The organism is Cupriavidus taiwanensis, from assembly GCF_900249755.1.
Classification (GTDB): domain Bacteria; phylum Pseudomonadota; class Gammaproteobacteria; order Burkholderiales; family Burkholderiaceae; genus Cupriavidus; species Cupriavidus taiwanensis_D.
In genome coordinates this window covers 466151-491023 of record NZ_LT976854.1, presented here as the reverse complement: position 1 = coordinate 491023, position 24873 = coordinate 466151, and the positions used below count along the sequence as shown (strand labels likewise).

28 protein-coding genes are annotated in these 24873 nt (G+C 69.4%); 26 read left to right on the top strand and 2 right to left on the bottom strand.

What is annotated here, in order from left to right; genetic code table 11:
• Nucleotides 1–16: 16 nt before the first annotated feature.
• The 18 genes from CBM2594_RS18020 to ccmI all read left to right on the top strand — a co-directional run bounded on the left by CBM2594_RS18020 (nt 17) and on the right by ccmI (nt 14087).
• Nucleotides 17–211: a hypothetical protein gene (locus tag CBM2594_RS18020; protein WP_062802722.1), complete on the top strand. Its 195-nt coding sequence runs from the start codon at nt 17–19 to the stop codon at nt 209–211.
• Nucleotides 212–292: 81 nt separating this feature from the next.
• Nucleotides 293–820, top strand: coding sequence for a hypothetical protein (locus tag CBM2594_RS18015; protein ID WP_116358187.1), 528 nt, complete (start codon nt 293–295; stop codon nt 818–820).
• A 145-nt stretch (nt 821–965) separates the two neighbouring features.
• A complete protein-coding gene (gene serA / locus CBM2594_RS18010) occupies nt 966–2192 on the top strand; it encodes a phosphoglycerate dehydrogenase (protein WP_116358186.1) in 1227 nt (408 codons plus the stop codon).
• 180 nt (nt 2193–2372) lie between these two features.
• Nucleotides 2373–2693 (top strand): hypothetical protein, encoded by a 321-nt coding sequence (locus tag CBM2594_RS18005; RefSeq protein ID WP_116358185.1) that lies wholly within the window; start codon nt 2373–2375, stop codon nt 2691–2693.
• A gap of 203 nt (nt 2694–2896) precedes the next feature.
• A complete protein-coding gene (gene napE / locus CBM2594_RS18000; RefSeq protein WP_116358184.1) occupies nt 2897–3061 on the top strand; it encodes a periplasmic nitrate reductase, NapE protein in 165 nt (54 codons plus the stop codon).
• A 115-nt stretch (nt 3062–3176) separates the two neighbouring features.
• A complete protein-coding gene (locus tag CBM2594_RS17995) occupies nt 3177–3515 on the top strand; it encodes a chaperone NapD (RefSeq protein ID WP_116358183.1) in 339 nt (112 codons plus the stop codon).
• A complete protein-coding gene (napA, locus tag CBM2594_RS17990; RefSeq protein WP_174078481.1) occupies nt 3512–6007 on the top strand; it encodes a periplasmic nitrate reductase subunit alpha in 2496 nt (831 codons plus the stop codon). The genes CBM2594_RS17995 and napA overlap by 4 nt, the downstream gene beginning before the upstream one ends.
• A 26-nt stretch (nt 6008–6033) precedes the next feature.
• Nucleotides 6034–6534, top strand: a complete 501-nt coding sequence (locus CBM2594_RS17985; protein WP_116358182.1) for a nitrate reductase cytochrome c-type subunit — start codon at nt 6034–6036, stop codon at nt 6532–6534.
• A 12-nt stretch (nt 6535–6546) separates the two neighbouring features.
• On the top strand, nt 6547–7134 hold the full coding sequence (locus CBM2594_RS17980) for a NapC/NirT family cytochrome c (protein ID WP_174078483.1): 588 nt from the start codon (nt 6547–6549) through the stop codon (nt 7132–7134).
• Nucleotides 7131–7778: a cytochrome c biogenesis heme-transporting ATPase CcmA gene (ccmA, locus tag CBM2594_RS17975; RefSeq protein ID WP_232346661.1), complete on the top strand. Its 648-nt coding sequence runs from the start codon at nt 7131–7133 to the stop codon at nt 7776–7778. The genes CBM2594_RS17980 and ccmA overlap by 4 nt, the downstream gene beginning before the upstream one ends.
• Before the next feature lie 5 nt (nt 7779–7783).
• Nucleotides 7784–8461 (top strand): heme exporter protein CcmB, encoded by a 678-nt coding sequence (gene ccmB, locus CBM2594_RS17970; protein ID WP_116358180.1) that lies wholly within the window; start codon nt 7784–7786, stop codon nt 8459–8461.
• Nucleotides 8458–9243, top strand: coding sequence for a heme ABC transporter permease (locus CBM2594_RS17965; RefSeq protein ID WP_116358179.1), 786 nt, complete (start codon nt 8458–8460; stop codon nt 9241–9243). The genes ccmB and CBM2594_RS17965 overlap by 4 nt, the downstream gene beginning before the upstream one ends.
• Nucleotides 9240–9383 (top strand): heme exporter protein CcmD, encoded by a 144-nt coding sequence (gene ccmD / locus CBM2594_RS17960; RefSeq protein WP_116358178.1) that lies wholly within the window; start codon nt 9240–9242, stop codon nt 9381–9383. Before CBM2594_RS17965 ends, ccmD begins: the two co-directional genes overlap by 4 nt.
• Nucleotides 9380–9853: a cytochrome c maturation protein CcmE gene (gene ccmE, locus CBM2594_RS17955; protein ID WP_116358177.1), complete on the top strand. Its 474-nt coding sequence runs from the start codon at nt 9380–9382 to the stop codon at nt 9851–9853. The genes ccmD and ccmE overlap by 4 nt, the downstream gene beginning before the upstream one ends.
• Nucleotides 9850–11880: a heme lyase CcmF/NrfE family subunit gene (locus tag CBM2594_RS17950; RefSeq protein ID WP_116358176.1), complete on the top strand. Its 2031-nt coding sequence runs from the start codon at nt 9850–9852 to the stop codon at nt 11878–11880. Before ccmE ends, CBM2594_RS17950 begins: the two co-directional genes overlap by 4 nt.
• On the top strand, nt 11877–12419 hold the full coding sequence (locus tag CBM2594_RS17945; RefSeq protein WP_116358175.1) for a DsbE family thiol:disulfide interchange protein: 543 nt from the start codon (nt 11877–11879) through the stop codon (nt 12417–12419). The genes CBM2594_RS17950 and CBM2594_RS17945 overlap by 4 nt, the downstream gene beginning before the upstream one ends.
• Entirely contained in the window at nt 12412–12885 is a 474-nt protein-coding gene (locus tag CBM2594_RS17940) for a cytochrome c-type biogenesis protein (RefSeq protein ID WP_116358174.1), read from the top strand. Before CBM2594_RS17945 ends, CBM2594_RS17940 begins: the two co-directional genes overlap by 8 nt.
• A complete protein-coding gene (gene ccmI, locus CBM2594_RS17935; RefSeq protein ID WP_116358173.1) occupies nt 12882–14087 on the top strand; it encodes a c-type cytochrome biogenesis protein CcmI in 1206 nt (401 codons plus the stop codon). Before CBM2594_RS17940 ends, ccmI begins: the two co-directional genes overlap by 4 nt.
• A 14-nt stretch (nt 14088–14101) precedes the next feature.
• Here the strand turns inward: ccmI and CBM2594_RS17930 are convergent, their stop codons facing one another.
• Both CBM2594_RS17930 and kbl read right to left on the bottom strand, forming a co-directional pair.
• A complete protein-coding gene (locus tag CBM2594_RS17930; RefSeq protein WP_116358172.1) occupies nt 14102–15058 on the bottom strand; it encodes an L-threonine 3-dehydrogenase in 957 nt (318 codons plus the stop codon).
• The gene (gene kbl, locus CBM2594_RS17925; protein WP_116358171.1) at nt 15058–16257 is read right to left on the bottom strand and encodes a glycine C-acetyltransferase; all 1200 of its coding nucleotides are present in this window, start codon (nt 16255–16257) and stop codon (nt 15058–15060) included. The genes CBM2594_RS17930 and kbl overlap by 1 nt, the downstream gene beginning before the upstream one ends.
• 115 nt (nt 16258–16372) lie before the next feature.
• Here kbl and CBM2594_RS17920 point away from each other — a divergent pair, with 115 nt between their 5' ends.
• The 8 genes from CBM2594_RS17920 (at nt 16373) to CBM2594_RS17885 (ending at nt 24527) form a co-directional block, all read left to right on the top strand.
• On the top strand, nt 16373–16969 hold the full coding sequence (locus tag CBM2594_RS17920; RefSeq protein WP_116358170.1) for a helix-turn-helix domain-containing protein: 597 nt from the start codon (nt 16373–16375) through the stop codon (nt 16967–16969).
• A 322-nt stretch (nt 16970–17291) separates the two neighbouring features.
• Nucleotides 17292–17759, top strand: a complete 468-nt coding sequence (locus tag CBM2594_RS17915) for a nucleoside deaminase (protein WP_116358169.1) — start codon at nt 17292–17294, stop codon at nt 17757–17759.
• A gap of 327 nt (nt 17760–18086) precedes the next feature.
• On the top strand, nt 18087–18296 hold the full coding sequence (locus CBM2594_RS17910; RefSeq protein WP_116358168.1) for a hypothetical protein: 210 nt from the start codon (nt 18087–18089) through the stop codon (nt 18294–18296).
• 49 nt (nt 18297–18345) lie between these two features.
• The gene (locus tag CBM2594_RS17905) at nt 18346–19044 is read left to right on the top strand and encodes an intradiol ring-cleavage dioxygenase (RefSeq protein WP_116358167.1); all 699 of its coding nucleotides are present in this window, start codon (nt 18346–18348) and stop codon (nt 19042–19044) included.
• A gap of 272 nt (nt 19045–19316) precedes the next feature.
• Entirely contained in the window at nt 19317–20459 is a 1143-nt protein-coding gene (locus CBM2594_RS17900; RefSeq protein ID WP_116358166.1) for a TRAP transporter substrate-binding protein, read from the top strand.
• Between the two features lie 18 nt (nt 20460–20477).
• Nucleotides 20478–21107, top strand: coding sequence for a TRAP transporter small permease subunit (locus CBM2594_RS17895; RefSeq protein WP_116358165.1), 630 nt, complete (start codon nt 20478–20480; stop codon nt 21105–21107).
• On the top strand, nt 21104–23026 hold the full coding sequence (locus tag CBM2594_RS17890; RefSeq protein ID WP_116358164.1) for a TRAP transporter large permease: 1923 nt from the start codon (nt 21104–21106) through the stop codon (nt 23024–23026). Before CBM2594_RS17895 ends, CBM2594_RS17890 begins: the two co-directional genes overlap by 4 nt.
• 34 nt (nt 23027–23060) lie before the next feature.
• On the top strand, nt 23061–24527 hold the full coding sequence (locus tag CBM2594_RS17885; RefSeq protein WP_116358163.1) for an MFS transporter: 1467 nt from the start codon (nt 23061–23063) through the stop codon (nt 24525–24527).
• Nucleotides 24528–24873 lie beyond the last annotated feature (346 nt).

Below are 24873 nucleotides of genomic sequence, written 5' to 3'. Positions count from 1 at the left end.
CAACAAGGAGAATGCAATGAAATCCGTCCTGGCCCTTCTGGTCGCGTGCAGCGCACTGCTCGGCGGCTGCGTGGTCGCTCCCTATGACACCTACGGCGGCGGCCCGCAGGGCTGCCCGCCGGGACAAGCCAAGAAAGGCAACTGCCGCGTCGACGCGTACGGCAACGAGTCGTTCTGCCCGCCGGGCCAGGCCAAGAAGGGCCGCTGCTAAGACCGCGCGCGGCCGGTTGCGCCAGGCGGGCCGGCGGCCGGACAATGGCGGCTGCGGACATTCTTTTCGCAGGAGCGCGCCATGCCACCCCGGTCCCTGCCCGGCCGATGCCTCGGCCCCCTCTGTCTGGCCGCCGCCATGCTCGGCGCCTGCGCCTCGCTGCAGCCGGAACAGACCGGCAGGCAGATGATCGGCAGCCCTGAAAGTGCCGTGCGCCAGACTTTCGGACCGCCGACCGAAACCCACCGCCTGGCCGACGGCACCACCCGCTGGCTGTGGTCGCGCCAGCCCTTCGGCCATCAGGTCTACGCCGCCGATTTCGACGCGGCGGGCCGGCTGACCCGCTACCGCCAGATGCTGACCGAGGCCGAAATCTATCGGGCCCAGGTCGGGGTCTGGACCAAGCAGGACGTGCAGCAGCACTTCGGGCTGCCGCGCGAGCCGGTGCAGTACTACCCGCTGATGCAGCGCGAAGCGTGGTCCTGGCGCATGTACAAGGACGGGCTGCAGACCGCGCACTTCAGCTGCTACTTCGACAACGCCGGGGTCCTGCGCCAGACCATGATCATCGTCGATCCGCTCGGCGGCGACGCGCGCCGCGCGCGCTGAGGCCGCTGCCGCGTGGCGACCGCGCGGTGACCGAATCGCGTCCGTATGCGACGGCCGGTGCCAATGCCGGCAGCAGGGGCTCCCCGGCCCGGGTACCGTTTTGCGCGCAGAATGGAGGCGATGCGGCAATGCCCGCCAACCCTCCATGCGGAAAACGAACGTGACCACAGCCATCCTGCTCGAGAACATCCACCAGAGCGCCAATGCCCGGCTGGCCGAAGCCGGCCTGCAGGTCGAGCGCCGCACCGGCGCGCTGGCCGGCGCCGAACTGCGCCAGGTGCTGGCCAGCCATGACGTGGTCGGCATCCGCTCGGCGACCCACCTGCGCGCCGACGATATCCGCAGCGCGCCCGGACTGCTCTCGATCGGCTGCTTCTGCATCGGTACCTCGCAGGTCGACCTGGACGCCGCCACCGCCGCCGGCATCCCGGTGTTCAATGCGCCCTTCTCCAACACCCGTTCGGTGGCCGAGCTGGTGGTGGCCGAAGCGGTGATGCTGCTGCGCCGGATTCCCGAGAAGAACACGCTGGCGCATGCCGGCACCTGGGCCAAGGGCGCCACCGGCGCGTTCGAGGCGCGCGGCAAGACCATCGCCATCGTCGGCTACGGCAATATCGGCTCGCAGGTCGGCGTGCTGGCCGAATCGATGGGCATGCGCGTGGTCTACTACGATGTGCTGGCGCGGCTCTCGCACGGTTCGGCCCGCGCCGCGGGCTCGCTGGAAGAAGCCGTGTCGCAGGCCGAGGTGGTGACCCTGCACGTGCCAGCCACGCCGCGCACGCGCAACATGATCGACGCCAACATCCTGGCGGCGTTCAAGCCGGGCGCGATCCTGATCAATGCCTCGCGCGGCAGCGTGGTCGACATCGCCGCGCTGGCCGCGGCGCTGCGCGAGAAGCGGCTGGGCGGCGCGGCCATCGACGTGTTCCCGGAAGAGCCCAAGACCAACCACGACCCCTTCACCAGCGCGCTGCAGAACCTGCCCAACGTACTGCTGACCCCGCACGTCGGCGGCAGCACCGAAGAAGCGCAGGAGAACATCGGCACCGAAGTCGCGGCCAAGCTCGCGCACTTCCTCGCCACCGGCGGCACCATCGGCGCGGTCAACTTCCCCGAGGTCGACCCGGGTCCGCTGCATGCCCCGGCGCGCCTGCTCAACGTGCACGGCAACGCGCCCGGCGCGCTGGCTGCGCTGAACACGCTGCTGGCGCAGGAAAGCGTCAACATCACCGGCCAGCATCTGCAGACGCGCGGCCACACCGGCTACGTGGTCACCGACCTGGACCGCACGCCCTCGGCGCAGCTGATGCAGGCGCTGCAGACCCACGCCGGCTTTGCGCGCTCGCGGCTGATCCTGCGCGGCGCGGCATAGGCACGCCGCAGCCCACGTCCGCCCCACCTGCAATTGCCACCGAAGTGTCATAAAACCTAAGAATGCTCTGAACCGAGAGCTATGCTGAAGGTAGCCCACACGCAGCTTGGTGGGCCGGCACGGTACCGCGATAAGAATGGCGGCCCGGGTTGGGCCGCACTAACAATCGTGAGGTGAAACATGTCGCTTGATCGGAGCAGGAAGGCCGTCGTCACGCTGCTGGCGGCCGCAGGGATCGGCAGCGCTGCCGCGCAGACCGGCACCATTACGTTCCTGGGGGCGATCGTGTCCCCGTCATGCGGTTTCCGTCCGACCGCGGGCCTGGTGCATGCCAGTTGCCAGCAGCCCTCCGGGCAGACCATCTCGGCACCCTTCGCGGTGGCGCCAGGCCGGCTCATTGGGCCGACGCGCATCGGCGTGGCCGCCCTCGACGTGGCACCGGCACATGCCGGGCAGCGCGGACCGGCGTCCGCCTACCTGGTCACGGTGACCTATCACTAGATGACATTTCCGTCGGGCCTGGCCCGGCACCGTTACCGCAATCGGGGTATCGCGCAGTCGGCGTTGCGGCGCGCGCCGCACTGCGCGCCGTCGTCGACTGCGTGTCGCGAGTGCAGTCTTGACTCCTTCGCTCGCGCTTCCTTTAATGGTGTAACGCGTCGGGTGCCGCGCCTGATCACTTTTTCCGAGGACGTCAAGCTACGATGGAAACCGGTGAACCTCCCGATCCGCAACGCAAGCAAGAAGAACTGCGCAGTTTCCTTTTCCTGACCGCCGTGATGGTGCCGGTGCTGTCCGTCATCATCGTCGCGGGCTACGGGTTCATTGTCTGGATGACCCAGCTGATCAGCGGACCGCCGTCCCACTAGTCGGCAAGGCGGCCCCGCGCAGGCCCGGTGCGGCAGGCCCGCCGCCGCGGGAGCATTTGACAGATAAAAACAAGCTGCAGCACAGACTGAAACGGCATCGAACCGGAGCTTGCGCATGCCCGCAGCAAGACGTGCCATCCCCATCCAGCCGCTGCCCGCGAGCGCAGAGTGGCATATCGCCGGCATCGTGGTCCATGCTCTTCCCGCCAGGCTGGCGCAGGTGCGCGCCGCGATCGACGCCATCGCCGGCGCCGAGATCCATGCCGCCAGCGACACCGGCAAGCTGGTGGTCACCCTCGAAGCGCCCACCGCGCAGGCCATTGCCGCGCACCTGACCTTCCTGCACCAGCTCGAGGGCGTACTGTCGGCCGCGCTGGTCTACCAGCACAACGAAGACGCCGAGGCCATGCACCAGGCCGTCAACCCCGCAATGAACGAGGAGGCAGGCCCATGACCATCTCTCGTCGTGACTTCATCAAGCAGACCGCTGCCGCGGCGACGGCATCGGTGGCCGGCGTGGCGCTGCCGGCCGGCGCCGCCAACATGGTCACCGACAGCGAAGTGACCAAGCTGAAGTGGTCCAAGGCGCCGTGCCGCTTCTGCGGCACCGGCTGCGGCGTCACGGTGGCGGTCAGGGACAACAAGGTGGTGGCCACCAACGGCGACCCGCAGGCCGAAGTCAACAAGGGCCTGAATTGCGTCAAGGGCTACTTCCTGTCGAAGATCATGTACGGGCAGGACCGGCTGACGAAGCCGCTGCTGCGCATGAAGAACGGCAAATACGACAAGAACGGCGAATTCGCCCCGGTCACGTGGGAGCGCGCCTTCGACGAGATGGAGCACCAGTTCAAGCGCGTGCTGAAAGAGAAAGGCCCCACCGCGGTGGGCATGTTCGGCTCGGGCCAGTGGACCGTGTGGGAAGGCTATGCGGCGTCCAAGCTGATGAAGGCGGGCTTTCGCTCCAACAACCTCGACCCCAATGCGCGCCACTGCATGGCGTCGGCGGTGCAGGGCTTCATGCGCACCTTCGGCATGGACGAGCCGATGGGCTGCTACGACGATTTCGAGGCCGCCGACGCCTTCGTGCTGTGGGGCTCGAACATGGCCGAGATGCACCCGATCCTGTGGACCCGCATCACCGACCGGCGCCTGAGCCATCCGAAGACGCGCGTGGCGGTGCTGTCGACCTTCACCCACCGCTCGTTCGATCTCGCCGACATCCCGGTCATCTTCAAGCCGCAGACCGACCTGGCGATGATGAACTACATCGCCCACTACATCATCAAGAACAACAAGGTCAACAAGGACTTCGTCAACAAGCACACCGTGTTCAAGGAGGGCGTGACCGAGATCGGCTATGGCCTGCGCCCGGAGCATCCGCTGCAGAAGGCGGCCAAGCACGCGGCCGATCCGGGGGCTTCGCGCCCGATCAGCTTCGACGACTTCGCGCGCTTTGTCGCCAGGTATGACGCCGATACCGTCAGCAAGCTGTCGGGCGTGCCCAAGGCCAAGCTCGACCAGCTGGCCGAGCTCTACGCCGACCCGAACGTCAAGGTGATGTCGCTGTGGACCATGGGCTTCAACCAGCATACGCGCGGCAGCTGGGCCAACAACATGGTCTACAACCTGCACCTGCTGACCGGCAAGATCGCCACGCCCGGCAACAGTCCGTTCTCGCTGACCGGGCAGCCGTCGGCATGCGGCACCGCGCGCGAGGTGGGCACCTTCTCGCACCGGCTGCCGGCCGACATGGTGGTGACCAACCCCAAGCACCGCGAGGAAGCCGAACGGATCTGGAAGCTGCCCCCCGGCACCATCCCCGACAAGCCCGGCTACCACGCGGTGCTGCAGAACCGCATGCTCAAGGACGGCAAGCTCAACGCGTACTGGGTGCAGGTCAACAACAACATGCAGGCCGCCGCCAACCTGATGGAAGAAGGCCTGCCGGGCTACCGCAACCCGCAGAACTTCGTGGTGGTGTCCGACGCCTATCCCACCGTGACCGCGCTGGCCGCCGACCTGATCCTGCCCAGCGCGATGTGGGTGGAAAAGGAAGGCGCCTACGGCAATGCCGAGCGCCGCACGCAGTTCTGGCACCAGCTGGTCGATGCGCCGGGCGAGTCGCGCTCCGACCTGTGGCAGCTGATGGAGTTCTCCAAGCGCTTCAAGGTCGAGGACGTGTGGCCGGCCGACCTGATCGCAAAGAAACCCGAATATCGCGGCAAGACCCTGTTCGACGTGCTCTACCGCAACGGCCAGGTCGACAGGTTCCCGCTCAAGGAAACCGACCCCGACTACCACAACGCCGAAGCCAAGGCCTTTGGCTTCTACGTGCAGAAGGGGCTGTTCGAGGAATACGCCAGCTTCGGCCGCGGCCACGGCCACGACCTGGCGCCGTTCAACGCCTATCACGAGGCGCGCGGCCTGCGCTGGCCAGTGGTCAACGGCAAGGAAACGCGCTGGCGCTACCGCGAGGGCAGCGACCCGTACGTCAAGGCCGGCACCGGCTACCAGTTCTATGGCAACCCCGACGGCAAGGCGGTGATCTTTGCCCTGCCCTACGAGCCGCCGGCCGAATCACCCGACAAGGAATATCCGTTCTGGCTGGCCACCGGCCGCGTGCTGGAGCACTGGCATTCCGGCTCGATGACGCGGCGCGTGCCGGAGCTGTACCGCGCCTTCCCCAACGCGGTGGTGTTCATGCATCCGGAAGACGCCAGGGCGATGGGGCTGCGGCGCGGCGTCGAGGTCGAAGTGGTGTCGCGGCGCGGGCGCATGCGTTCGCGCGTGGAGACCCGCGGGCGCGACGCACCGCCGCGCGGGCTGGTGTTCGTGCCGTGGTTCGATGCCAGCCAGCTGATCAACAAGGTGACGCTGGACGCCACCTGCCCGATCTCGCTGCAGACCGACTTCAAGAAGTGCGCGGTCAAGATCGTCAAGGTCTAGCCCGGAACCGAACGAGGGGAGACGCCATGAAGCCAAGCCGATCCTGGATGCCGCTGCTGGCGCTGTGCGCGCTGCTGCTGGCGGTGCTGGCCGTGCCCGCCAGCAGCCCGGCGCGCGCGCAGGGCGTGGTCGACGCGATGCGCGGGCCCACGCCCATCGCCGATGAAGCGAGGGCGCCGCTGCTCTACCCGATCGAGAACAAGGACATCCGCCGCAACCGCAACTACACCATGCAGCCGCCGACGATCCCGCACAAGATCGACGGCTATCAGGTCGACAAGGACTTCAACCGCTGCATGTTCTGCCACGCCCGCACCCGGACCGAGGAAACCCAGGCGATCCCGGTCAGCATCACCCACTACATGGACCGCCACAACAACGTGCTCGCCGAGGTCTCGCCACGCCGCTACTTCTGCACGCAGTGCCACGTGCCGCAGGCCGACGCCAAGCCGCTGGTGGGCAACACCTTCGTCGACGTCGAGCAGCTGCTCAAGCGCAAGCCCGGCGCCAAGGGCTCGTCCAACTAGCGGGTGCGCGCCATGCTCGACCTGATCAAGCGTTACTGGCGGACCATCAACCGGCCCAGCGCGCACTTCAGCCTGGCCTTCCTGACGCTGGGCGGCTTTATCGCCGGGGTGGTGTTCTGGGGCGCGTTCAACACCGCGCTGGAACTGACCAACACCGAGCAGTTCTGCACCGGCTGCCACGAGATGCGCGACAACGTCTACCAGGAACTGCAGGGCACCATCCACTTCACCAACCGCAGCGGCGTGCGCGCCAAATGCTCGGACTGCCACGTGCCGCACAACTGGACCTCGAAGATGGCGCGCAAGATGCAGGCGTCCAAGGAAGTCTGGGCCAAGGTCTTCGGCACCGTCGACACCCGCGAGAAATTCCAGGCGCACCGGCTCACGCTGGCGCAGCACGAGTGGGCGCGCTTCAAGGCCAACGATTCGCTCGAATGCCGCAACTGCCACGACTACCAGTCGATGGACTTCACGCGGCAGAGTCCGCGCGCGCAGGCCATGCATTCGACTTACCTGGCCAACAAGGAGAAGACCTGCATCGACTGCCACAAGGGCATTGCCCACCATCTGCCCGACATGTCGAAGGCCGAGGTGAAATGACGCATGCCGCCGCGCCCGTGCTCAGCGCCAGCGGCCTGGCGGTGTCGCGTGCCGGCCGCAAGGTATTGCAAGGCATCGACCTGGGCCTGGCGCCGGGCGGGCTGCTGCAGGTGCTGGGCGCCAACGGCAGCGGCAAGACCACGCTGCTGCGCGTGCTGTGCGGCCTGGCCAGCGCCGATGCCGGCACGCTGCAATGGCACGGGCGTCCGCTGCGCGCCGCCGATCCGGAGTTCCAGCAGGCGCTGGCCTACGTCGGCCACGCGAACGGCATCGACGTCGACCTGACCGCGGCCGAGAACCTGCGCTTTGCTGCCCGCCTTGCCGCCCAGCATGCCGATGCCGGCCAGCGCGCCGACAGCGTCGCGCGCGCGCTCGCCGCACAAGGGCTGGAGCGCGTCGCGCAGGTGCCGGTGCGCACGCTGTCGCAAGGCCAGCGGCGGCGCGTCGCGCTGGCGCGGCTGGCGCTGGCGCCGCGCGCCTTGTGGCTGCTGGACGAACCGGTCACCGCGCTGGATGCCGACAGCTGCGCGCGCTTCCGGCGCCAGCTGGACGCGCACCTGGGCGCGGGCGGCATGGCCGTGATCGCCACGCACCAGCTGCTGCCGGGCGGCGGCGCGGTGCTGCGCCTGGGCGGACCGGCATGAGCGGCATGGCGGGCACGCTCGCCGCCATCGTCGCGCACGATGTGTCGCTGTCGTGGCGGCGGCGCGGCAGCCTGCTCGGCGGCGTGGTGTTCTTTGTCATGGCCGCCAGCCTGTTCCCGCTGGCGATCGGACCGGAACCGCAGCAGCTGCGCGCGCTGGCGCCGGGCATCCTGTGGGTGACCGCGCTGCTGGCCTCGATGCTGTCGCTGTCGCGGCTGTTCGCGCAGGAGCATGCCGACGGCAGCCTGGACCAGCTGCTGCTGTCGCCGCACCCGCTGGCGCTGCTGGTGCTGGCCAAGATCGCCGCGCACTGGCTTACCAGCGGCCTGCCGCTGCTGTTGCTGACGCCGCTGCTGGCGCAGCAATACGGCTTGCCCTTCGGCGCGGCGCTGGGACTGGCGGCGTCGCTGCTGGTCGGCACGCCGGCGCTGAGCCTGATCGGCGCGGTCGGCGCGGCGCTGACGCTGGGCCTGCGCGGCGGCGCGGTGCTGCTGTGCATCCTGGTGCTGCCGCTGTGCGTGCCGGTGCTGGTGTTCGGTGCCGGCGCCGCGGCCGCGGCCGATGCCGGGCTCGACGTGACCGCGCAGTTCTCGCTGCTGGGCGCATGCCTGGCGCTGTCGCTGTTGCTGTGCCCGCTGGCCGCCGCCGCCGGGCTGCGCATTGCCATGGAGACGCCGGCATGAGCCAGCCGCTGCCATCGCTGCCCACTGCTGCGGCGCTGCGGGCGCGTCTCGCCTGGACCGCGTACGCGGCACCGGTACGCTTCTATCCGCTGGCCGGGCGCATGGCGCCGTGGTTCTTCGCCGCCGCGGCGGTGTTCGCGCTCGCCGGCTTGTATGTCGGCTTCGGCGTGGCGCCCACCGACGCGCAGCAGGGCGAGGTCTACCGCATCATTTTCATCCATGTGCCGGCGGCGTGGATGTCAATGTTCATCTACCTGGTCATGGCCGGCTACTGCGCGCTGGCGCTGGTGCTGCGCACGCGGCTGTCGGCGATGATGGCGTCGGCGCTGGCGCCGACCGGCGCGCTCTTCACCGCGCTGGCGCTGTGGACCGGCGCGCTGTGGGGCCAGCCCACCTGGGGCACATGGTGGGTCTGGGATGCGCGGCTGACCTCCGAGCTGATCCTGCTGTTCCTGTACCTGGGCTTTATCGCGCTGGAAGCCGCCATCGACGAGCCGCGCCGCGCCGAGCGCGCCTGCGCGGTGCTGGCGCTGGTGGGGGTGGTCAACATCCCGGTGATCTATTTCTCGGTGCAGTGGTGGAACACGCTGCACCAGGGCGCCTCGGTCAGCCTGACCGCGGCGCCGTCGATGGCGGCCACCATGCTGGCCGGCATGCTGCTGATGACGCTGGCGTGCTGGATGTACACGGTGGCGGTGGCGCTGGTGCGCGTGCGCTGCATCCTGCGCGAACGCGGCGAGGCGCCGCGCGGCCCGGCGAGGGTTTCCGGAGAGCCCTCATGACGCTGTCCACGCTGCTGCCCTACGGGCACCACGGCATCTTCATCGCCGGCGCCTTCGGCGTGAGCGCGCTGCTGCTGGCGCTGGAGCTGGTGCTGCTGGCGCGCCGCTGCCGCGCCACGCGCGAGGAAGCCGGCCAATGACGCCACGCCAGCGCCGCTTCGGGCTGCTGGCCGCGGCGCTGGCCTGCTGCGGCATCGCGGCGGCGCTGGTGCTCAATGCCTTTCGCTCCAACCTGGTGTTCTTCTTCAGCCCGAGCCAGGTCGCCGCGCACGAGGCACCGGTGGCGCGCAGCTTCCGGCTGGGCGGGCTGGTCGCGCCCGGCTCGATCCGGCGCGAGGGCGACGGCATGACGGTGCGCTTCGTCGTGACCGACACCGCGCGCGAGGTGCCGGTGCAGTACCGCGGCCTGCTGCCCGACCTGTTCCGCGAAGGCAAGGGCGTGGTCGCGCGCGGCCAGTTGCGCGCGGACGGCACCTTCATCGCCAGCGAGGTGCTGGCCAAGCACGACGAGAACTACATGCCGCCCGAGGCCGCCGATGCGCTGAAGCAGGCCGGCCAGGCCAAGCCGCGCATGGCCGGGGCCATGGCCGTGCAAGAGGTGCGCCGGTGATCGCCGAGCTGGGCCACTTCGCGCTGATCGTAGCGCTGCTCGTGGCGCTGGTGCAGGCGGTGGTGCCGCTGGCCGGCGCGGCGCGCGGCCGGCTGGCGTGGATGGCGCTGGCGCGCCCCGCCGCGCGTGTGCAATGCGTGCTGGTGGCGCTGTCGTTTGCGGCACTGACGTGGTCCTTCGTCAGCAACGACTTCAGCGTGCGCTACGTCGCCGCCAACGCCAACAGCGCGCTGCCGCTCGCGTACCGCATCGCCGCGGTATGGGGCGGGCATGAAGGCTCGATGCTGCTGTGGACGCTGATGCTGGCGCTGTGGTCGCTGGCGGTGTCGGTGTGCAGCCGGCAGCTGCCGCTGGCCGCGGTGGCCCGCGTGCTGGCCGTGATGGGCGCGATCAGCGCCGGCTTCCTGGCGTTCCTGCTGTTTGCCTCCAACCCGTTCGTGCGGCTGCTGCCGCCGGCGATGGAAGGCCGCGACCTGAACCCGCTGCTGCAGGACCCCGGCATGGTGTTCCACCCGCCACTGCTGTACATGGGCTACGTCGGCTTCTCGGTGACCTTTGCCTTCGCCGTGGCCGCGCTGCTGGCCGGGCGCGTCGATGCCGCCTGGGCCCGCTGGTCGCGGCCGTGGACCACGGTGGCGTGGGCCTTCCTGACGCTGGGCATCATGCTGGGCAGCGCCTGGGCCTACTACGAGCTGGGCTGGGGCGGCTGGTGGTTCTGGGACCCGGTCGAGAATGCCTCGTTCATGCCCTGGCTGGCCGGCACCGCGCTGATGCATTCGCTGGCGGTCACCGAGAAGCGCGGCGCGTTTCGCGCGTGGACCGTGCTGCTCGCGATCTTCACCTTCTCGCTGAGCCTGCTCGGCACCTTCCTGGTCCGCTCCGGCGTGCTGACCTCGGTCCACGCCTTCGCCGTGGACCCGAAGCGCGGCATCTTCATCCTGGCGCTGCTGGGGCTGGTGACCGGGCTGGCGCTGGCGCTGTATGCATGGCGCGCGCCGGCGCTGGCGCGCCGCGTGGCGTTCGCGGCGGTGTCGCGCGAGTCGATGCTATTGGCCAACAATGTGCTGCTGGCGGTCGCCGCCGCCACGGTGCTGCTGGGCACGCTCTACCCGCTGCTGGTCGATGTGCTGGGGCTGGGCAAGATCTCGGTCGGCCCGGCGTATTTCGAGCAGGTGTTCGTGCCGCTGATGGCGCCCGCGGTGCTGCTGATGGGCGCCGCGCCGCTGGCGCGCTGGCGCCACGGCGACCTGCCCGGCATGGCGCGCCGGCTGCGCTGGGCCGCGCTGGCCAGCGCGGCCATCGGGCTGGGGCTGCTGCTGGTGCTGCGCAATGCGTCGGCGCTGAGCGGGCTGGGGCTGCTGCTGGCGGCCTGGTGCGTGCTGAGCGCGGTGGCCAGCGTGGCGGCGCGGCTGCACCACCAGCACGGCCGCCGGCTGGCGGCGCTGCGCCAGTTCACGCCCAGCTACTGGGGCATGCTGCTCGCGCACGCCGGCGTGGGCGTCTTCATCGCCGGCGTGACGCTGGTATCCGGCCAGGAAAGCCTGCGCGAACTGCCGATGCGCGCAGGCGACAGCGTCAGCGTGGGCGGCTATGACTTCCGCTTCGCCGGCGTGACTCAGGCCGGCGGGCCCAACTACGACGCGCTGCGCGGCACGCTGGTGGCCGCGCGCGAGGGCCGGCGCGTGGCGGTGCTCCATCCCGAGCGCCGCATCTACCGCAGCCAGGACATGCCCACCACCGAAGCGGCGATCGACAGCGGCGTGACGCGCGACCTCTACGTGGCGCTGGGCGAGCATGTCGGCAACGACGCCGACGGCAGCGCCTGGGCCGTGCGCATCCACGTCAAGCCCTTTGTCGGCTGGATCTGGGCCGGCTGCGTGCTGATGGCGCTGGGCGGGCTGCTGGCGGTGTGCGACAAGCGCTACCGGCTGCGGCGCCGCGCCACCGACGCGGTCAACGCGCCGGCCCCAGCCGAGGCGCCCACGGTGCCGGCACTAGCCTCCGTCCGCGAGGAGACGCCGGCATGACGCGCTTCCTGCTGCCGCTGGCCGCCTTCCTCGCCCTTGCCGTCGCGCTGGCGGCCGGGCTGCGCCACGACCCGCGCGAACTGCCGTCGCCGCTGGTCGGCAAGGCCGCGCCGGCGTTCCGCCTGCCGCTGCTCGAACCCGAAGGCCGCACGCTGCGCAGCACCGAGCTGCGCGGCAAGGTCTGGCTGCTCAACGTATGGGCCTCGTGGTGCGCCGCCTGCCGCACCGAGCATCCGCTGCTGGTGGACTTTGCCGCGCGCGCGCCGGTGCCGCTGTACGGCCTCAACTACAAGGACGAAGCCGGCGCCGCGCGCGACTGGCTGCGGCGGCTGGGCGACCCCTATGCCGCGTCGCTGGTCGACGCCGACGGCCGGGTCGGCATCGACTACGGCGTCTATGGCGTGCCCGAGACCTTCGTCATCGACCAGCACGGGGTGGTGCGCTACCGCCAGGTCGGCCCGGTCACGCGCGAGGTGCTGGAGCGCAAGCTGATCCCGCTGATCGAGCAGCTGCAACGCCAGGGAGGCAGCGATGCCTAGCCGGATCCGCACGACGCTTGCCGCGTGCCTTGGCTGCGTTGCGCTGCAGGCGATGGCGCTGAGCGAAGCCGAGCTCGATGCGCGCGTGCATGCGCTGTCGACCGAGTTGCGCTGCCTGGTCTGCCAGAACCAGACCCTGGCCGACTCCAACGCCGAGCTGGCGGTCGACCTGCGCCGCCAGATCCGCGCGCAACTGCGCGACGGCGCCAGCGACGCCGCCATCAAGGACTACCTGGTGCAGCGCTACGGCGACTTCGTGCTGTACCAGCCGCCGCTGCGGCCGCTGACGTGGCTGCTGTGGTTCGGGCCGTTGCTGCTGCTGGCCGCCGCCGTGGCCGCGATCGCGCGGGCACGCTCGCGCAAGGCCGCGGCCGGCACGCAGGCTGACGCGCCACTGGACGCCGCCGCGCAGCGCGCGCTGGCGGACCTGCTGGAGGCCTCGCCCACGGAGCGCCGCCCGCCATGACCACCTTCTGGCTGCTGGCCGCCGCACTGATTGCCGCCGCCACCGCGTGCCTGCTCTGGCCGCTGTTGCGCCGCCGTGCGCCGTCCGCTACCGCCACGCCCGAGCGCGCGCTGCTGGTCGACCTCTACCACGACCAGTTGCGCGAGCTGGACCGCGACCTGCGCGCCGGCACCCTGGGCGCGGCACGCCATGCCGAAGCCCGCGATGAGCTGGGCCGCCGGCTGCTGGACGAGGCCGCCGGCAGCAGCAGCGCGCCGGCCGGCGCGGGCGCTTCTCCGCTGCTGGCCGCGCTGCTGCTGGCCTTGCTGCCCAGCGCCGCCATCCTGCTCTACCTGCATCTCGGCAACCCGGTGGCGCTGTGGCGCGCCGACGACCTGCCCGCGGCCAGCGGCAGCGAGCATCAGCTCAGTGGCGCGCAGGTCGAGGGCATGGTGAACCAGCTGGCGCAGCGCCTGCGCGACGCGCCCGGCGATGCGCAGGGCTGGGCCATGCTGGCACGCTCGTACAGCGTGCTGGAGCGTCATGCCGACGCCGCGGCCGCCTACGCGCGCGCGGTCGAGCTGGCGCCGGACGTGGCCGCGCTGCGCGCCGACTACGCCGACGTGCTGGCCAGCCTGAACGGCGGCGCGCTCGACGGCGCGCCGATGGCGCAGGTGCGCCAGGCGCTGGTGCTGGATCCGGACGACCCCAAGGCGCTGGCGCTGGCCGCCAGCGCCGCGGCGCAACGCGGCGACAAGCAGGCGGCGATCGGCTACTGGGAGCACCTGCACCGGCTGCTGCCGGCCGATTCGCAGACCGCGGCGCGCATCGCCGCCAACCTTGCTGCCGCGCGCGGCACCGATGCCGCGGCGCCAGCCCCGAAGATCACCGGCATGGTCACGCTCGGCGAAAAGGCCGGGCGCACGCCGCAACCGGGCGATACGCTCTTCGTCTATGCGCTGCCGACGGACGGCTCGCGCATGCCGCTGGCGGTGCTGCGCCGGCAGGCGCGCGACCTGCCGCTGTCGTTCACGCTGGACGATGCGATGGCGATGCGGCCCGAGCACCGGTTGTCGGGGCAGCAGCAGGTCATGCTGGAAGCGCGGATCTCGGTCAGCGGCAGCGCCTTGCCGAAGGCCGGGGACCTGGTGGGACGCACCGGACCGGTAGCGGTCGGCACCGAAGGCATCCGCATCGCCATCGACGACGCGATCGCGCCTTAGCACGCCGCAGCGGCTCAGCCGGCCAGCGCCGCCCTCAGGTTGGCCAGCATGTCCGCCACCATCTCCTTCAGGCCGTATTGCGCACGCCAGCCCCAGTCCGCGCGCGCGACCGAGTCGTCGATCGAATCCGGCCAGCCCTGCGCAATTGCCTGGCGATAGTCCGGTTCGTAGCGAATCTCGAAGCCCGGCACCTGCTCGCGGATGGCCGCGGCGATCTGCGCCGGCGTAAAGCTCATGCCGGCGATGTTGTAGCTGCCGCGCTCGCCGAGCTGGGCCGCCGGCGCCTCCATCAGTTCGATGGTGGCGCGGATCGCATCGGGCATATACATCATCGGCAGGGCCTCGTCTTCCTTCAGGAAGCAGGTGTAGGGCTCGCCCTTCACCGCCGCGTGGAAGATATCGACGGCGTAGTCGGTGGTGCCGCCGCCGGGCGGGGTCTTGTGCGAGATCAGCCCGGGATAGCGCACGCTGCGCACATCGACGCCATGGTTGGCGTGGTACCAGCGGCACCAGCCCTCGCCCGCCTGCTTGGAAATGCCGTAGACCGTGGTGGGCTCCATCACGGTCTGCTGCGGCGTGTGCGCGGCGGGCGTGGTCGGGCCGAAGGCGGCGATCGAGCTGGGCCAGAACACCCGCTCCAGCCCGGTCTGGCGCGCCAGCTCCAGCACGTTGAGCAGGCTGGTCATGTTGAGGTTCCAGGCCCACTGCGGCGCCTTCTCGCCGGTGGCGGACAGCGCCGCGGCCAGCAGGTAGACCTGGGTGATGCCATGGCGCTCGACCACCGTGGCCAGTTCGCCGCGGTCGGTGGCGTTGAGCATCTCGTGCGTCAGCTGCACGTGGCGGCCGGTGGGCACCACGTCTGAGGTGATCACGTTGGTGCGCCCGTAGCGATCGGCCAGCGCCAGTGCCAGTTCAGACCCGATCTGGCCATTGGCGCCGACGATCAGGATCTTCGGTTTGCCAGCTTCCATCAGCGCAGCCCCAGTTCGCGGCCGGCCTGGCCGAACGCATCCAGCGCCGCCTGCAGCGTGGCCTCGTCATGCAGCGCGCTCATCTGCACGCGGATGCGCGCCTGGCCCTGAGGCACCACCGGGTAGAAAAAGCCCACCACGTACACGCCCAGCTCCAGCAGCCGCTGCGCGAGCTGCTGCGCCTTGTCGGCGTCGTAGACCATGATCGGGATGATCGGGTGGTCGCCGGCCTTGACGTCGAAGCCCAGCTGGTCCAGCCCGGCGCGGAAGAACTTCGTGTTGCGCTCGAGCCGGTCGCGCAGCTCGGTGCTGGCTTCGAGGATATCGAGCACCGCGATCGACGCGCCCACGATCGCCGGCGCCACCGTGTTCGAGAACAGATACGGCCGCGAGCGCTGGCGCAGCAGCGCCACCACTTCCTTGCGCGCACTGGTGAAGCCGCCGGACGCGCCGCCCAGCGCCTTGCCCAGCGTGCCGGTGATGATGTCGACCTTGCCGAACACGCCGCGCGCCTCGTGCGTGCCGCGGCCGCGCTGGCCCATGAAGCCGGTGGCATGGCATTCGTCGATGCCAAGCAGCGCGCCATACTCGTCGCAGAGCGCGCGCATTTCGTCCAGCCGCGCCACGGTGCCGTCCATCGAGAACACGCCGTCGGAAAACACCAGCGTGTAGCGCGCGCCGTCGGCACGGGCCTGCTCCAGCTGCGCGCGCAGGTCTTGCATGTCGTTGTGCTGGTAGCGGTAGCGCCGCGCCTTGGACAGCCGGATGCCGTCGATGATCGAGGCGTGGTTGAGCGCATCGCTGATGACCGCGTCTTCCGCCCCCAGCAGCGTTTCGAACAAACCGCCATTGGCATCGAAGGCCGAGCCGTAGAGGATGGTGTCCTCGGTGCCGAGGAAGACCGACAGCCGCGCCTCCAGCGTCTTGTGCAGGTCCTGCGTGCCGCAGATGAAGCGCACCGAGCTGAGGCCGAAGCCGTGCGTGCGCAGCGCTTCGTGCGCGGCCTCGATCACGCGCGGGTGCGAAGACAGGCCCAGGTAGTTGTTGGCACACAGGTTGATCACCTCGCGGCCATCGCTGGTGCGCACGCGCGCGCCCTGCGGCGTGGCGATCACGCGCTCGTTCTTGTACAGCCCGGCGTCGCGGATGGATTGCAGCTCGTCGCGGATGGACGCGTAGAACGCCTGGGCATTCGGCATGGCTTGGCTCCGGTTGGGGTCGATGGGTGTGCGGGCGGATGTGCTACGATCCGATCGATAAATCGAACACGTTCTATATATCGAACGTTTTGCGCAATATAACGAACATCATTCCATGACGCAAGCCCTGGTCCAGACTTCGCCCGTCGAAGGGCCGCCCGCCGTCGGCATGGCGCTGCAGGCGCTGCGGCAGCAGCAGCGGCTGTCGCTCGACGAACTGTCGCGCCGCGCGGGGGTGTCCAAGTCGATGCTGTCGCAGATCGAACGCAACCTGGCCAATCCGACCGTCGCGGTGCTGTGGCGCCTGGCCAATGCGCTGGGCGTGAACCTGGCGGATTTCCTCGCCGGCGGCACCGGCGAGCGCGCCGGCGGCGGCATCACCGTGGTCCAGCCGCATGCGATCCCGTCGCTGAAGAGCCCGGACACGCGCTGCGACCTGCGCATCCTGGGCCCGATCGAACTGGCCGGGCGCTTCGAGTGGTATGAGCTGACGATCCAGGCTGGCGGCGTGCTGGCTTCGGAGCCGCACGAGTCCGGCACCCAGGAACACCTGTCGGTGCTGAGCGGAGCGATGACGGTGCGCGCGGGCGCCGATGAAAAGAAGCTGCGGCACGGCGAGACCGCGCGCTATGCGGCCGATGTCGCACATGCAATCTCCAATGGTGGCAAGACCACGGCCACCGCACTACTGGTTGTAGTGCATCCGGGCTGACAGGCAAAGGCGGGGGGTTGGCGCGGCGAGGCGCCTGGGAGTGTGCCTGGTCCTGACTTCATGGATGCGCCGGCCCTCACCCCCGCCCCTCTCCCGCGAGCGGGAGAGGGGAGCAAACACGCGGAAAATCAGAGACAGTGGGCTCTCCAGCGACAACGCGTGCGAGCGCAGCCAACACCCGCCACTCACTAGAGACCAACCGAAATACGCTCTATAACAACCCCCACCACCCCACCCACGCACACTGCCCTATAGTCCCGAGGGCCCGCCATCAAATCAAAGCCTGCCCGGGCCAGGCCAAAAAAAAAACCGGAGCCAACGCGTGTCGACAACCGAAGCCTATCTGCTCGATTCCATCCGCCTCGCCATGGAAAACGTGCGCGAGCGCAATACCTGGCCCTTTGGCGCCGTGGTCGTCAAGGAGGGCAAGGTGCTGGCGCGCGCGGTCAACGAAGTGGATTCCAGCTGCGACCCCAGCGCGCATGCCGAGATGCAGGCGGTGCGCGCCGCCAGCCGCGCGCTGGGCAAGCCCGACCTGAGCGGCTGCACCGTCTATGCCAGCGGCTATCCGTGCCCGATGTGCCTGACGGCGATGTACCTGGCCGGCGTCGAGGCGGTCTATTACGCGTATTCCAACGAGGACGGCGCCCCTTACGACCTGTCGGCCGAGCGCGGCTACGTCGAGCTGGCGCGTCCGCTGGCGCAGCGCGAGATGAAACTGGCCTACGTACCGGCTCGCGACGAGGGCATCGACCTGTACGAGGCCTGGCGCGCGCGGCAGGATCAATAAGAGGGACAGAGTATTGCGCGCAGCGGCTGGCGGCCGCTGCGTTGCCCACGCAGCCAGCATGGCCTTCGCATTGTCACCAATGCTGGCTAGTATGGTGATGACGGTGGTGCGACGCCGGATCACATGTAACGGCCCGCCGCAACGCGGAACCGTGCGCGGACCATCCCGTCAAACCAGTGGATTGCATCAGGCACGCGGCATTGCAGCGCAGCATGCGCTGCGCATGGGCCGCGCGGTCTTTCGCGATCGTGTTACGCCTTCTTCGCCGGCGCGATGTCGCCGCGCAGACTCCCAGCAAACGCCCCCCTTCTCACCAAGGAGACGAACGTGCTGAGCCCGCATGAATTTGCCACGCTGCTATTGCTGAGCGATGGCCCCGATTCCCTCGATTCCACCGATTCCCGCCAGATCGATCCCACCGACCTGAAGGCCCTGGTCGACAAGCAATTCGTACACCTGGAAGTCCTGCACGGTTGCCGCCAGGCGCCGCGCATCACCAGCCACGGCTATTCCATGCTCAAGGCCATGGGACGCTGAGGCGCAGCAGCCCAGCGCCCGGCGCCCGCGCAACACCACGGAGGCCACCATGACAGCGGGTCCGGCGCCTGGCGCCAGCGTCCCGGCCGACCCCGATGCGGCGGCGCGCCGCCGCTTCCTGCGTGACCTGGGCCTGCTGGCCGCGGCCGGCATCGGGCCCGGCCTGGCCGGCGCGGCAACGCCTGCCGCGTGCCTGCTGACACCAGCCGCCACCGAAGGGCCCTTCTACCTGGACGACGCGCTGGTGCGTGCCGATATCCGCGACGGCCGCCCCGGCCAGCCCATGCGCCTGCGCATCCGGGTCGTCGACGCCAGGCATGGCTGCGTACCGGTGCCGGGTGCGCTGGTCAGCATCTGGCACTGCGATGCGCAAGGCCAGTACAGCGGCGAAGGCCGCGGTGACCGGCAGGCGCGCTTCCTGCGCGGCGTGCAGCCCGCGGACAGCGACGGCGTCGCCGCCTTCACCTCGGTCTATCCGGGCTGGTACCCGTCGCGCGCCATCCATATCCACTTCAAGGTGCTGCTCGGACGCGCCGAAGCGCTGACCAGCCAGCTCTATTTCAGCGACGCGCTCAACCGCGAGATCCTCGGCAGCCATCCGGCCTATCGCGCGCACGGCGTGCCGTCGCGCGCCACCGCGCAGGACCCCATCGCGGGTTCACGCCCCAACCTGATGGAGGTGCGCCAGGCCGCCGACGCGGCTGGCATGCTCGAGGCCCGCTTCACCGTCGGCATCGCGCGCGTCTGAGCAGGAGGCGCGCGCCGCCACAAAGTGCGCCGGCGCACACCGCGCGGGTAATCCCTAGATTGTGGTTGCCTGTGCCTTTCCTACCATGAAGGGAATCACGGGCCACCTGCACGGCAGCCCCTGCCCGTCCGCGGGCCTGCCGTGCGTCCGCTGGCCCCGCATGCTCCAGTTTTTCCCGACTTTTCCGGTGTTCGCGTCAAAGGCGAGCTGCCTCGGCCCCCCATGGCCGGCAGGCTCGCGGGTAGTCCCACACTCAGCAGAGGGAGACGGTCATGGCATCCAGGGCGAGGAAATCAGATGGACGGAGCAACGGCGTGTCCCGGCGCGGCTTCCTTGGCGGCGCCGCCGGCGCTGCCGCGGGCGCGGCAGCGATGGGCTTCCCGGCCATCGTCAAGGCACAGGGGCCGGTCACGATGCGCTGGCAGAGCACCTGGCCGACCAAGGACATCTTCCACGAGTTCGCCGGCGACTTCGTCACCAAGGTGAACGACATGTCGGGCGGCGACCTGAAGATCGAGCTGCTGCCGGCGGGCGCGGTGGTCAAGGCCTTCGACCTGATCGATGCGGTCAGCAAGGGCACGCTGGACGGCGGCCATGGCGTGATCGCGTACTGGTACGGCAAGAACTCGGCGCTGGCGCTGTGGGGCTCGGGCCCGGCCTGGGGCATGGACCCGAACATGCTGCTGGCCTGGCACAAGTACGGCGGCGGCAAGGAACTGCAGCAGGAGATCTACCGCAGCCTGAACCTCGACGTGGTGTCGTTCCTGTACGGGCCGATGCCGACCCAGCCGCTGGGCTGGTTCAAGAAGCCCATCACCAAGCCGGAAGACTTCAAGGGCCTGAAGTTCCGCACCGTCGGGCTGTCGATCGATATCTTCACCGGCCTGGGCGCGGCGGTGAACGCGCTGCCCGGCGCCGAGATCGTGCCGGCGCTGGATCGCGGCCTGCTCGATGCGGCGGAGTTCAACAACGCCAGCTCCGACCGCGCGCTGGGATTCCAGGATGTGTCCAAGGTCTGCATGCTGCGCAGCTTCCACCAGAGCTCGGAGCAGTTCGAGATCCTGTTCAACAAGAAGCGCTACGACGCGCTGCCGGCCAAGCTCAAGGCACTGATCGCCAACGCCGTGGACGCCGCCTCGGCCGACATGTCGATGAAGGCCATCGACCGCTATTCCAAGGACTACCAGGCGCTGCAGCAGCAGGGCGTGAAGTTCTACGCCACCCCCAACTCGGTGCTGCAGGCGCAGCTGAAGATCTGGGACGAGATCGTCGCGCGCAAGGAAAAAGAGAACCCCATGTTCAAGAAGGTCAATGATTCGATGAAGGCCTTCGCGCAGCGCTCCACGCGCTGGCAGAACGACACCAACGTCGACTACCGGCTGGCCAGCAGCCATTACTTCTCCAAGCGCAGCTAAGCCCGCGGGACGCGCGCCGTGCAACGCCTGCTGCTGCGCATCGACTGGCTCAGCACCTTCGTCGGCCAGGCTGCCTCGTGGCTGATCATCGCGCTCACGCTGATGATCAGCTACGAGGTGTTCTCGCGCTATGCGCTGGGCGCGCCGCACGCCTGGGTGTTCGACGCCAGCAACATGCTGTACGGCACGCTGTTCATGCTGGCGGGCGCCTACACGCTGGCCAAGCGCGGCCACGTGCGCGGCGATATCCTCTACGGCTTCCTGTCGCCGCGGATGCAGGCCGGCATCGACCTGGTGCTGTACCTGGCGTTCTTTTTCCCCGGCGTGATCGCGCTGGCCTGGGCCGGCATCGACTTCTTCGAGGTCTCGCTGGCGCAGAACGAACACTCTTCCATCGCCGCCGACGGCCCGCCGATCTATCCGTTCAAGGCGGTCATCCCGGTGGCCGGCGCGCTGCTGCTGCTGCAGGGCGTGGCCGAGACCATCCGCTGCATCCTGTGCCTGCGCAGCGGTAACTGGCCGCTGCGCGAAGGCGATGTCGAAGAGGTCGACGTCGACAAGCTCAAGGAGATGGTGCAAGGCACGCCCACGGCTGAGCTGGCCGAATCCCCGCCCCCGCGCGACCAACCGCCGGGAGCCGGCCGATGAGGAAGGAACTGTGGTTCGGTGTGGTCCTGATGGCGCTGATCATCGGTGCCGTGGTGTGGTTCATGCCCGCTCCGGGCGACTGGACCAACGGCCACCTGGGCCTGCTGATGCTGGCGCTGATCGTGGTGGCGATCATGCTGGGCTTTCCCACCGCGTTCACGCTGATGGGCATGGGCGTGCTGTTTGCCTGGCTGGCGTACCGCGACGCCAACCCGGAGATCGCGGTGCAGCAGACGCTGGACCTGATGGTGCAGCGCGCCTATGCCGTGATGACCAACGATGTGCTGATCTCGGTCCCGCTGTTCGTGTTCATGGGCTACCTGGTCGAGCGCTCGAACCTGATCGAGAAACTGTTCCGCAGCCTGCACCTGGCGCTGGCGTGGATCCCGGGCTCGCTCGCGGTGGCGACGCTGGTGACCTGCGCGATCTTCGCCACCGCCACCGGCATCGTCGGCGCGGTGGTCACGCTGATGGGCCTGCTGGCCTTCCCGGCGATGCTGCGCGCGGGCTACAGCACCTCGATGTCGGCCGGCGCGGTGACCGCCGGCGGCTGCCTGGGCATCCTGATCCCGCCTTCCGTGCTGTTGATCGTCTACGGCGCCACCGCCGGCGTGTCGGTGGTGCAGCTCTATGCGGGCGCATTCTTCCCCGGCCTGATGCTGACCGGCCTCTATGTGCTGTACATCGTGCTGCTGGCCAAGCTCAAGCCCGCACTGGCGCCGCCGCTGCCAGAGGCCGAGCGCGTGGTGCCGCTGCCGCCAGTGGCGCGCAGCCTGCAAGCGCGCGGCAGCACCCACGCGCTGCCGGCGCTGGGCGCGGGCCTGATGCGTGCGCTCAAGGGCCCGCGCAACGCCGAGGTGCCCACCGCCGTGTTCGCGCGCCAGCTCGGCATCGTGCTGCTGCCGGCGCTGGCGACGGCGCTGGTGATGGGGACGATCTACAGCGCGGTCACCGCGCCGGCCGCGAGCATCGCCGTCGAGTCGCCGCTCTCGCTGGGCGGCGCCGAAGAAAGCAGCGCTTCGGTGGACGACCTGGCGGCGCCGCCGTCGGAGGAACCGGCGGCGCCGGCCGCCGCTCCCGCTCCCGTTCCCGCTCCCGCTGCACCAGCCACACCGGCCACCGAAGCGAATGCCCGGCCGCCGGCCCCGCCCGCCGCGGCGGCCGTCGCGGCGCCGCGCTGGTTCTGGATCACGCTGGCGGTGGCGGGCTTGCTGCTGGTGTACTTCTACTGGCGCTTCAGCTTTGCGCGGGTGGAAATCTTCAAGATGCTGCTGACCTCGTTCTTCCCGCTGGCGCTGCTGATCCTGGCAGTGCTGGGGTCGATCGTGTTCGGCCTGGCCACGCCCACCGAGGCCGCCGCGGTCGGCTCGCTCGGCGGCGCGCTGCTGGCGGCCGCGTACCGGCAGCTGAATTTCCGCGTGCTCAAGGAATCGGTGCTGCTGACGGCCAAGACCAGCGCCATGGTGTGCTGGCTGTTCGTGGGCTCGTCGATCTTCTCGGCGGCGTTCGCGCTGCTGGGCGGGCAGGCGCTGGTCGAGCAGTGGGTGCTGTCGATGAACCTGTCGCCGGTGCAGTTCATGATCCTGGCGCAGCTCATCATCTTCCTGCTGGGCTGGCCGCTGGAGTGGACCGAGATCATCATCATCTTCATGCCGATCTTTATCCCGCTGCTGGACAACTTCGGCATCGATCCGCTGTTCTTCGGGCTGCTGGTGGCGCTGAACCTGCAGACCGCGTTCCTGTCGCCGCCGGTGGCGATGGCGGCGTTCTACCTGAAGGGCGTGGCGCCGCCGCATGTCACGCTGAACCAGATCTTCCTGGGCATGCTGCCGTTCATGGGCATCCAGCTGATTGCGCTGGTGCTGCTCTACGTCTTCCCGGAAATCGGCCTCTGGCTGCCGACCGTGCTGTACCGCTGAGCGGCGCGCCCCGCGTTTCCTATACTGGTTGGCAATGCCAACCGATACCGCGCTCGCCAGCCCGCCTGCCGACACCACCTTCCGCACCGACATTCCCGGGCGGCTCGACCGCCTGCCGTGGTCGCGCTGGCACTGGCGCGTGGCGATCGCGCTGGGCGTGGCCTGGGTGCTCGATGGCCTGGAAGTCACGCTGGTCGGCTCGGTCGGCGCCGTGCTGGAGCGGCCCGATACGCTGGGGCTGAGCGCGACCCAGGTGGGCTGGTCGGGCTCGCTCTACATCGCGGGCGCGGTGCTGGGTGCGCTGGTGTTCGGGCGCATGGCCGACCGGCTCGGGCGCAAGCGGCTGTTCCTGGCCACGCTCGCGGTCTACATGGTGGCGACGCTGGCGACCGCGTTCGCGCCCGACTTTGCCTTCTTTGCCGCCTGCCGCTTCTGCACCGGCCTGGGCATCGGCGGCGAGTATGCCGCGATCAATTCCGCCATCGACGAACTGATTCCCGCACGCGTGCGCGGCCGCGTGAACCTTGCCATCAACGGCAGCTTCTGGCTGGGCGCGGCGCTGGGGGCGGGGCTCAGCCTGGTGCTGCTGGATGCGCGCGTATTCGGCCCGGTGTGGGGCTGGCGCGCCTGCTTCGCGCTCGGCGCGGTACTGGCGGTCGCGATCGTGCTGGTGCGCCGGCATGTGCCGGAGAGCCCGCGCTGGCTTGCCACGCACGGCAGGCTCGAAGAGGCCGAGCGCATCATCGCCGCGATCGAGGCCGAAGTGCGCGCCAGCCACGGGCCGCTGCCGCCGATTGCGCCCGATTGCGTGGCAGTGGCGATGCGCCGGCGCGCCGCCCCGGGCGTGGGCGAAGTCATGCGCCTGCTGCTGCGGCGCTTTCGCCAGCGCAGCCTGATCACGCTGGCGCTGATGGTGGCGCAGGCCTTCTTCTACAACGCGATCTTCTTCACCTATGCGCTGGTACTGTCGCGCTTCTATGGCGTGCCGGAAACGCGCGTGGCGCTCTACATCTTTCCGTTCGCGCTCGGCAATGCGCTGGGCCCGCTGCTGCTCGGGCCGCTGTTCGACCAGGTCGGGCGCCGGCGCATGATTGCCGCCACCTACGTGCTGTCCGGCGTTGGCCTCGCCTTGACCGGCTGGGCCTTCGTGCAGGGCTGGCTCGATGCGCGCACGCAGGCGCTGTGCTGGTCCGCCGTGTTCTTCCTGGCATCGGCCGCGGCCAGTTCCGCCTACCTGACCGCGAGCGAAGTCTTTCCGCTGGAAATGCGCGCGCTGGCGATCTCGGTGTTCTACGCCGTGGGCACCGGCACCGGCGGCTTCATCGCGCCGCTGCTGCTGGGCGCGCTGATCGAAAGCGGCAGCCGCGAAGCGGTGGCCGCGGGCTACGGCTTCGGCGCGGCGCTGGTGATCGTTGCCGGCCTGCTGGCCTTGCGCTACGGCATCGATGCGGAACGCCGTCCGCTCGAGCATATCGCGCCGCCGCTCGGCAGCGACGACTAGCTGCGAGACCACGCCTCGCGCGCGCAAGCGCAGCCATTGGGCCACCACGCCCCTGCACCGCACGCCATGTTAATGCCGTGTTAAGCAGTGCTACAGCCTCCTCTTACACATTCTTACAGCAAGCAAAGGGGCAACTGACTAGCCTTAACTCACCTGCGGCGGCCTGAGTGCGTGAATCTTTGCTTCAGCGGGCCGCCATGTCTTGGCCATCGACTGGCCATTGTTCAACTCTGCCTGGATGAAGCCGGGCAACTCCACGGGCTGCACGCCGCTGCATGCGGTATGTCGGTCCGATTGCAAAGTGCGCCGATACGGCCCAGCCACATCGCGCGTGCTGCAGACAACA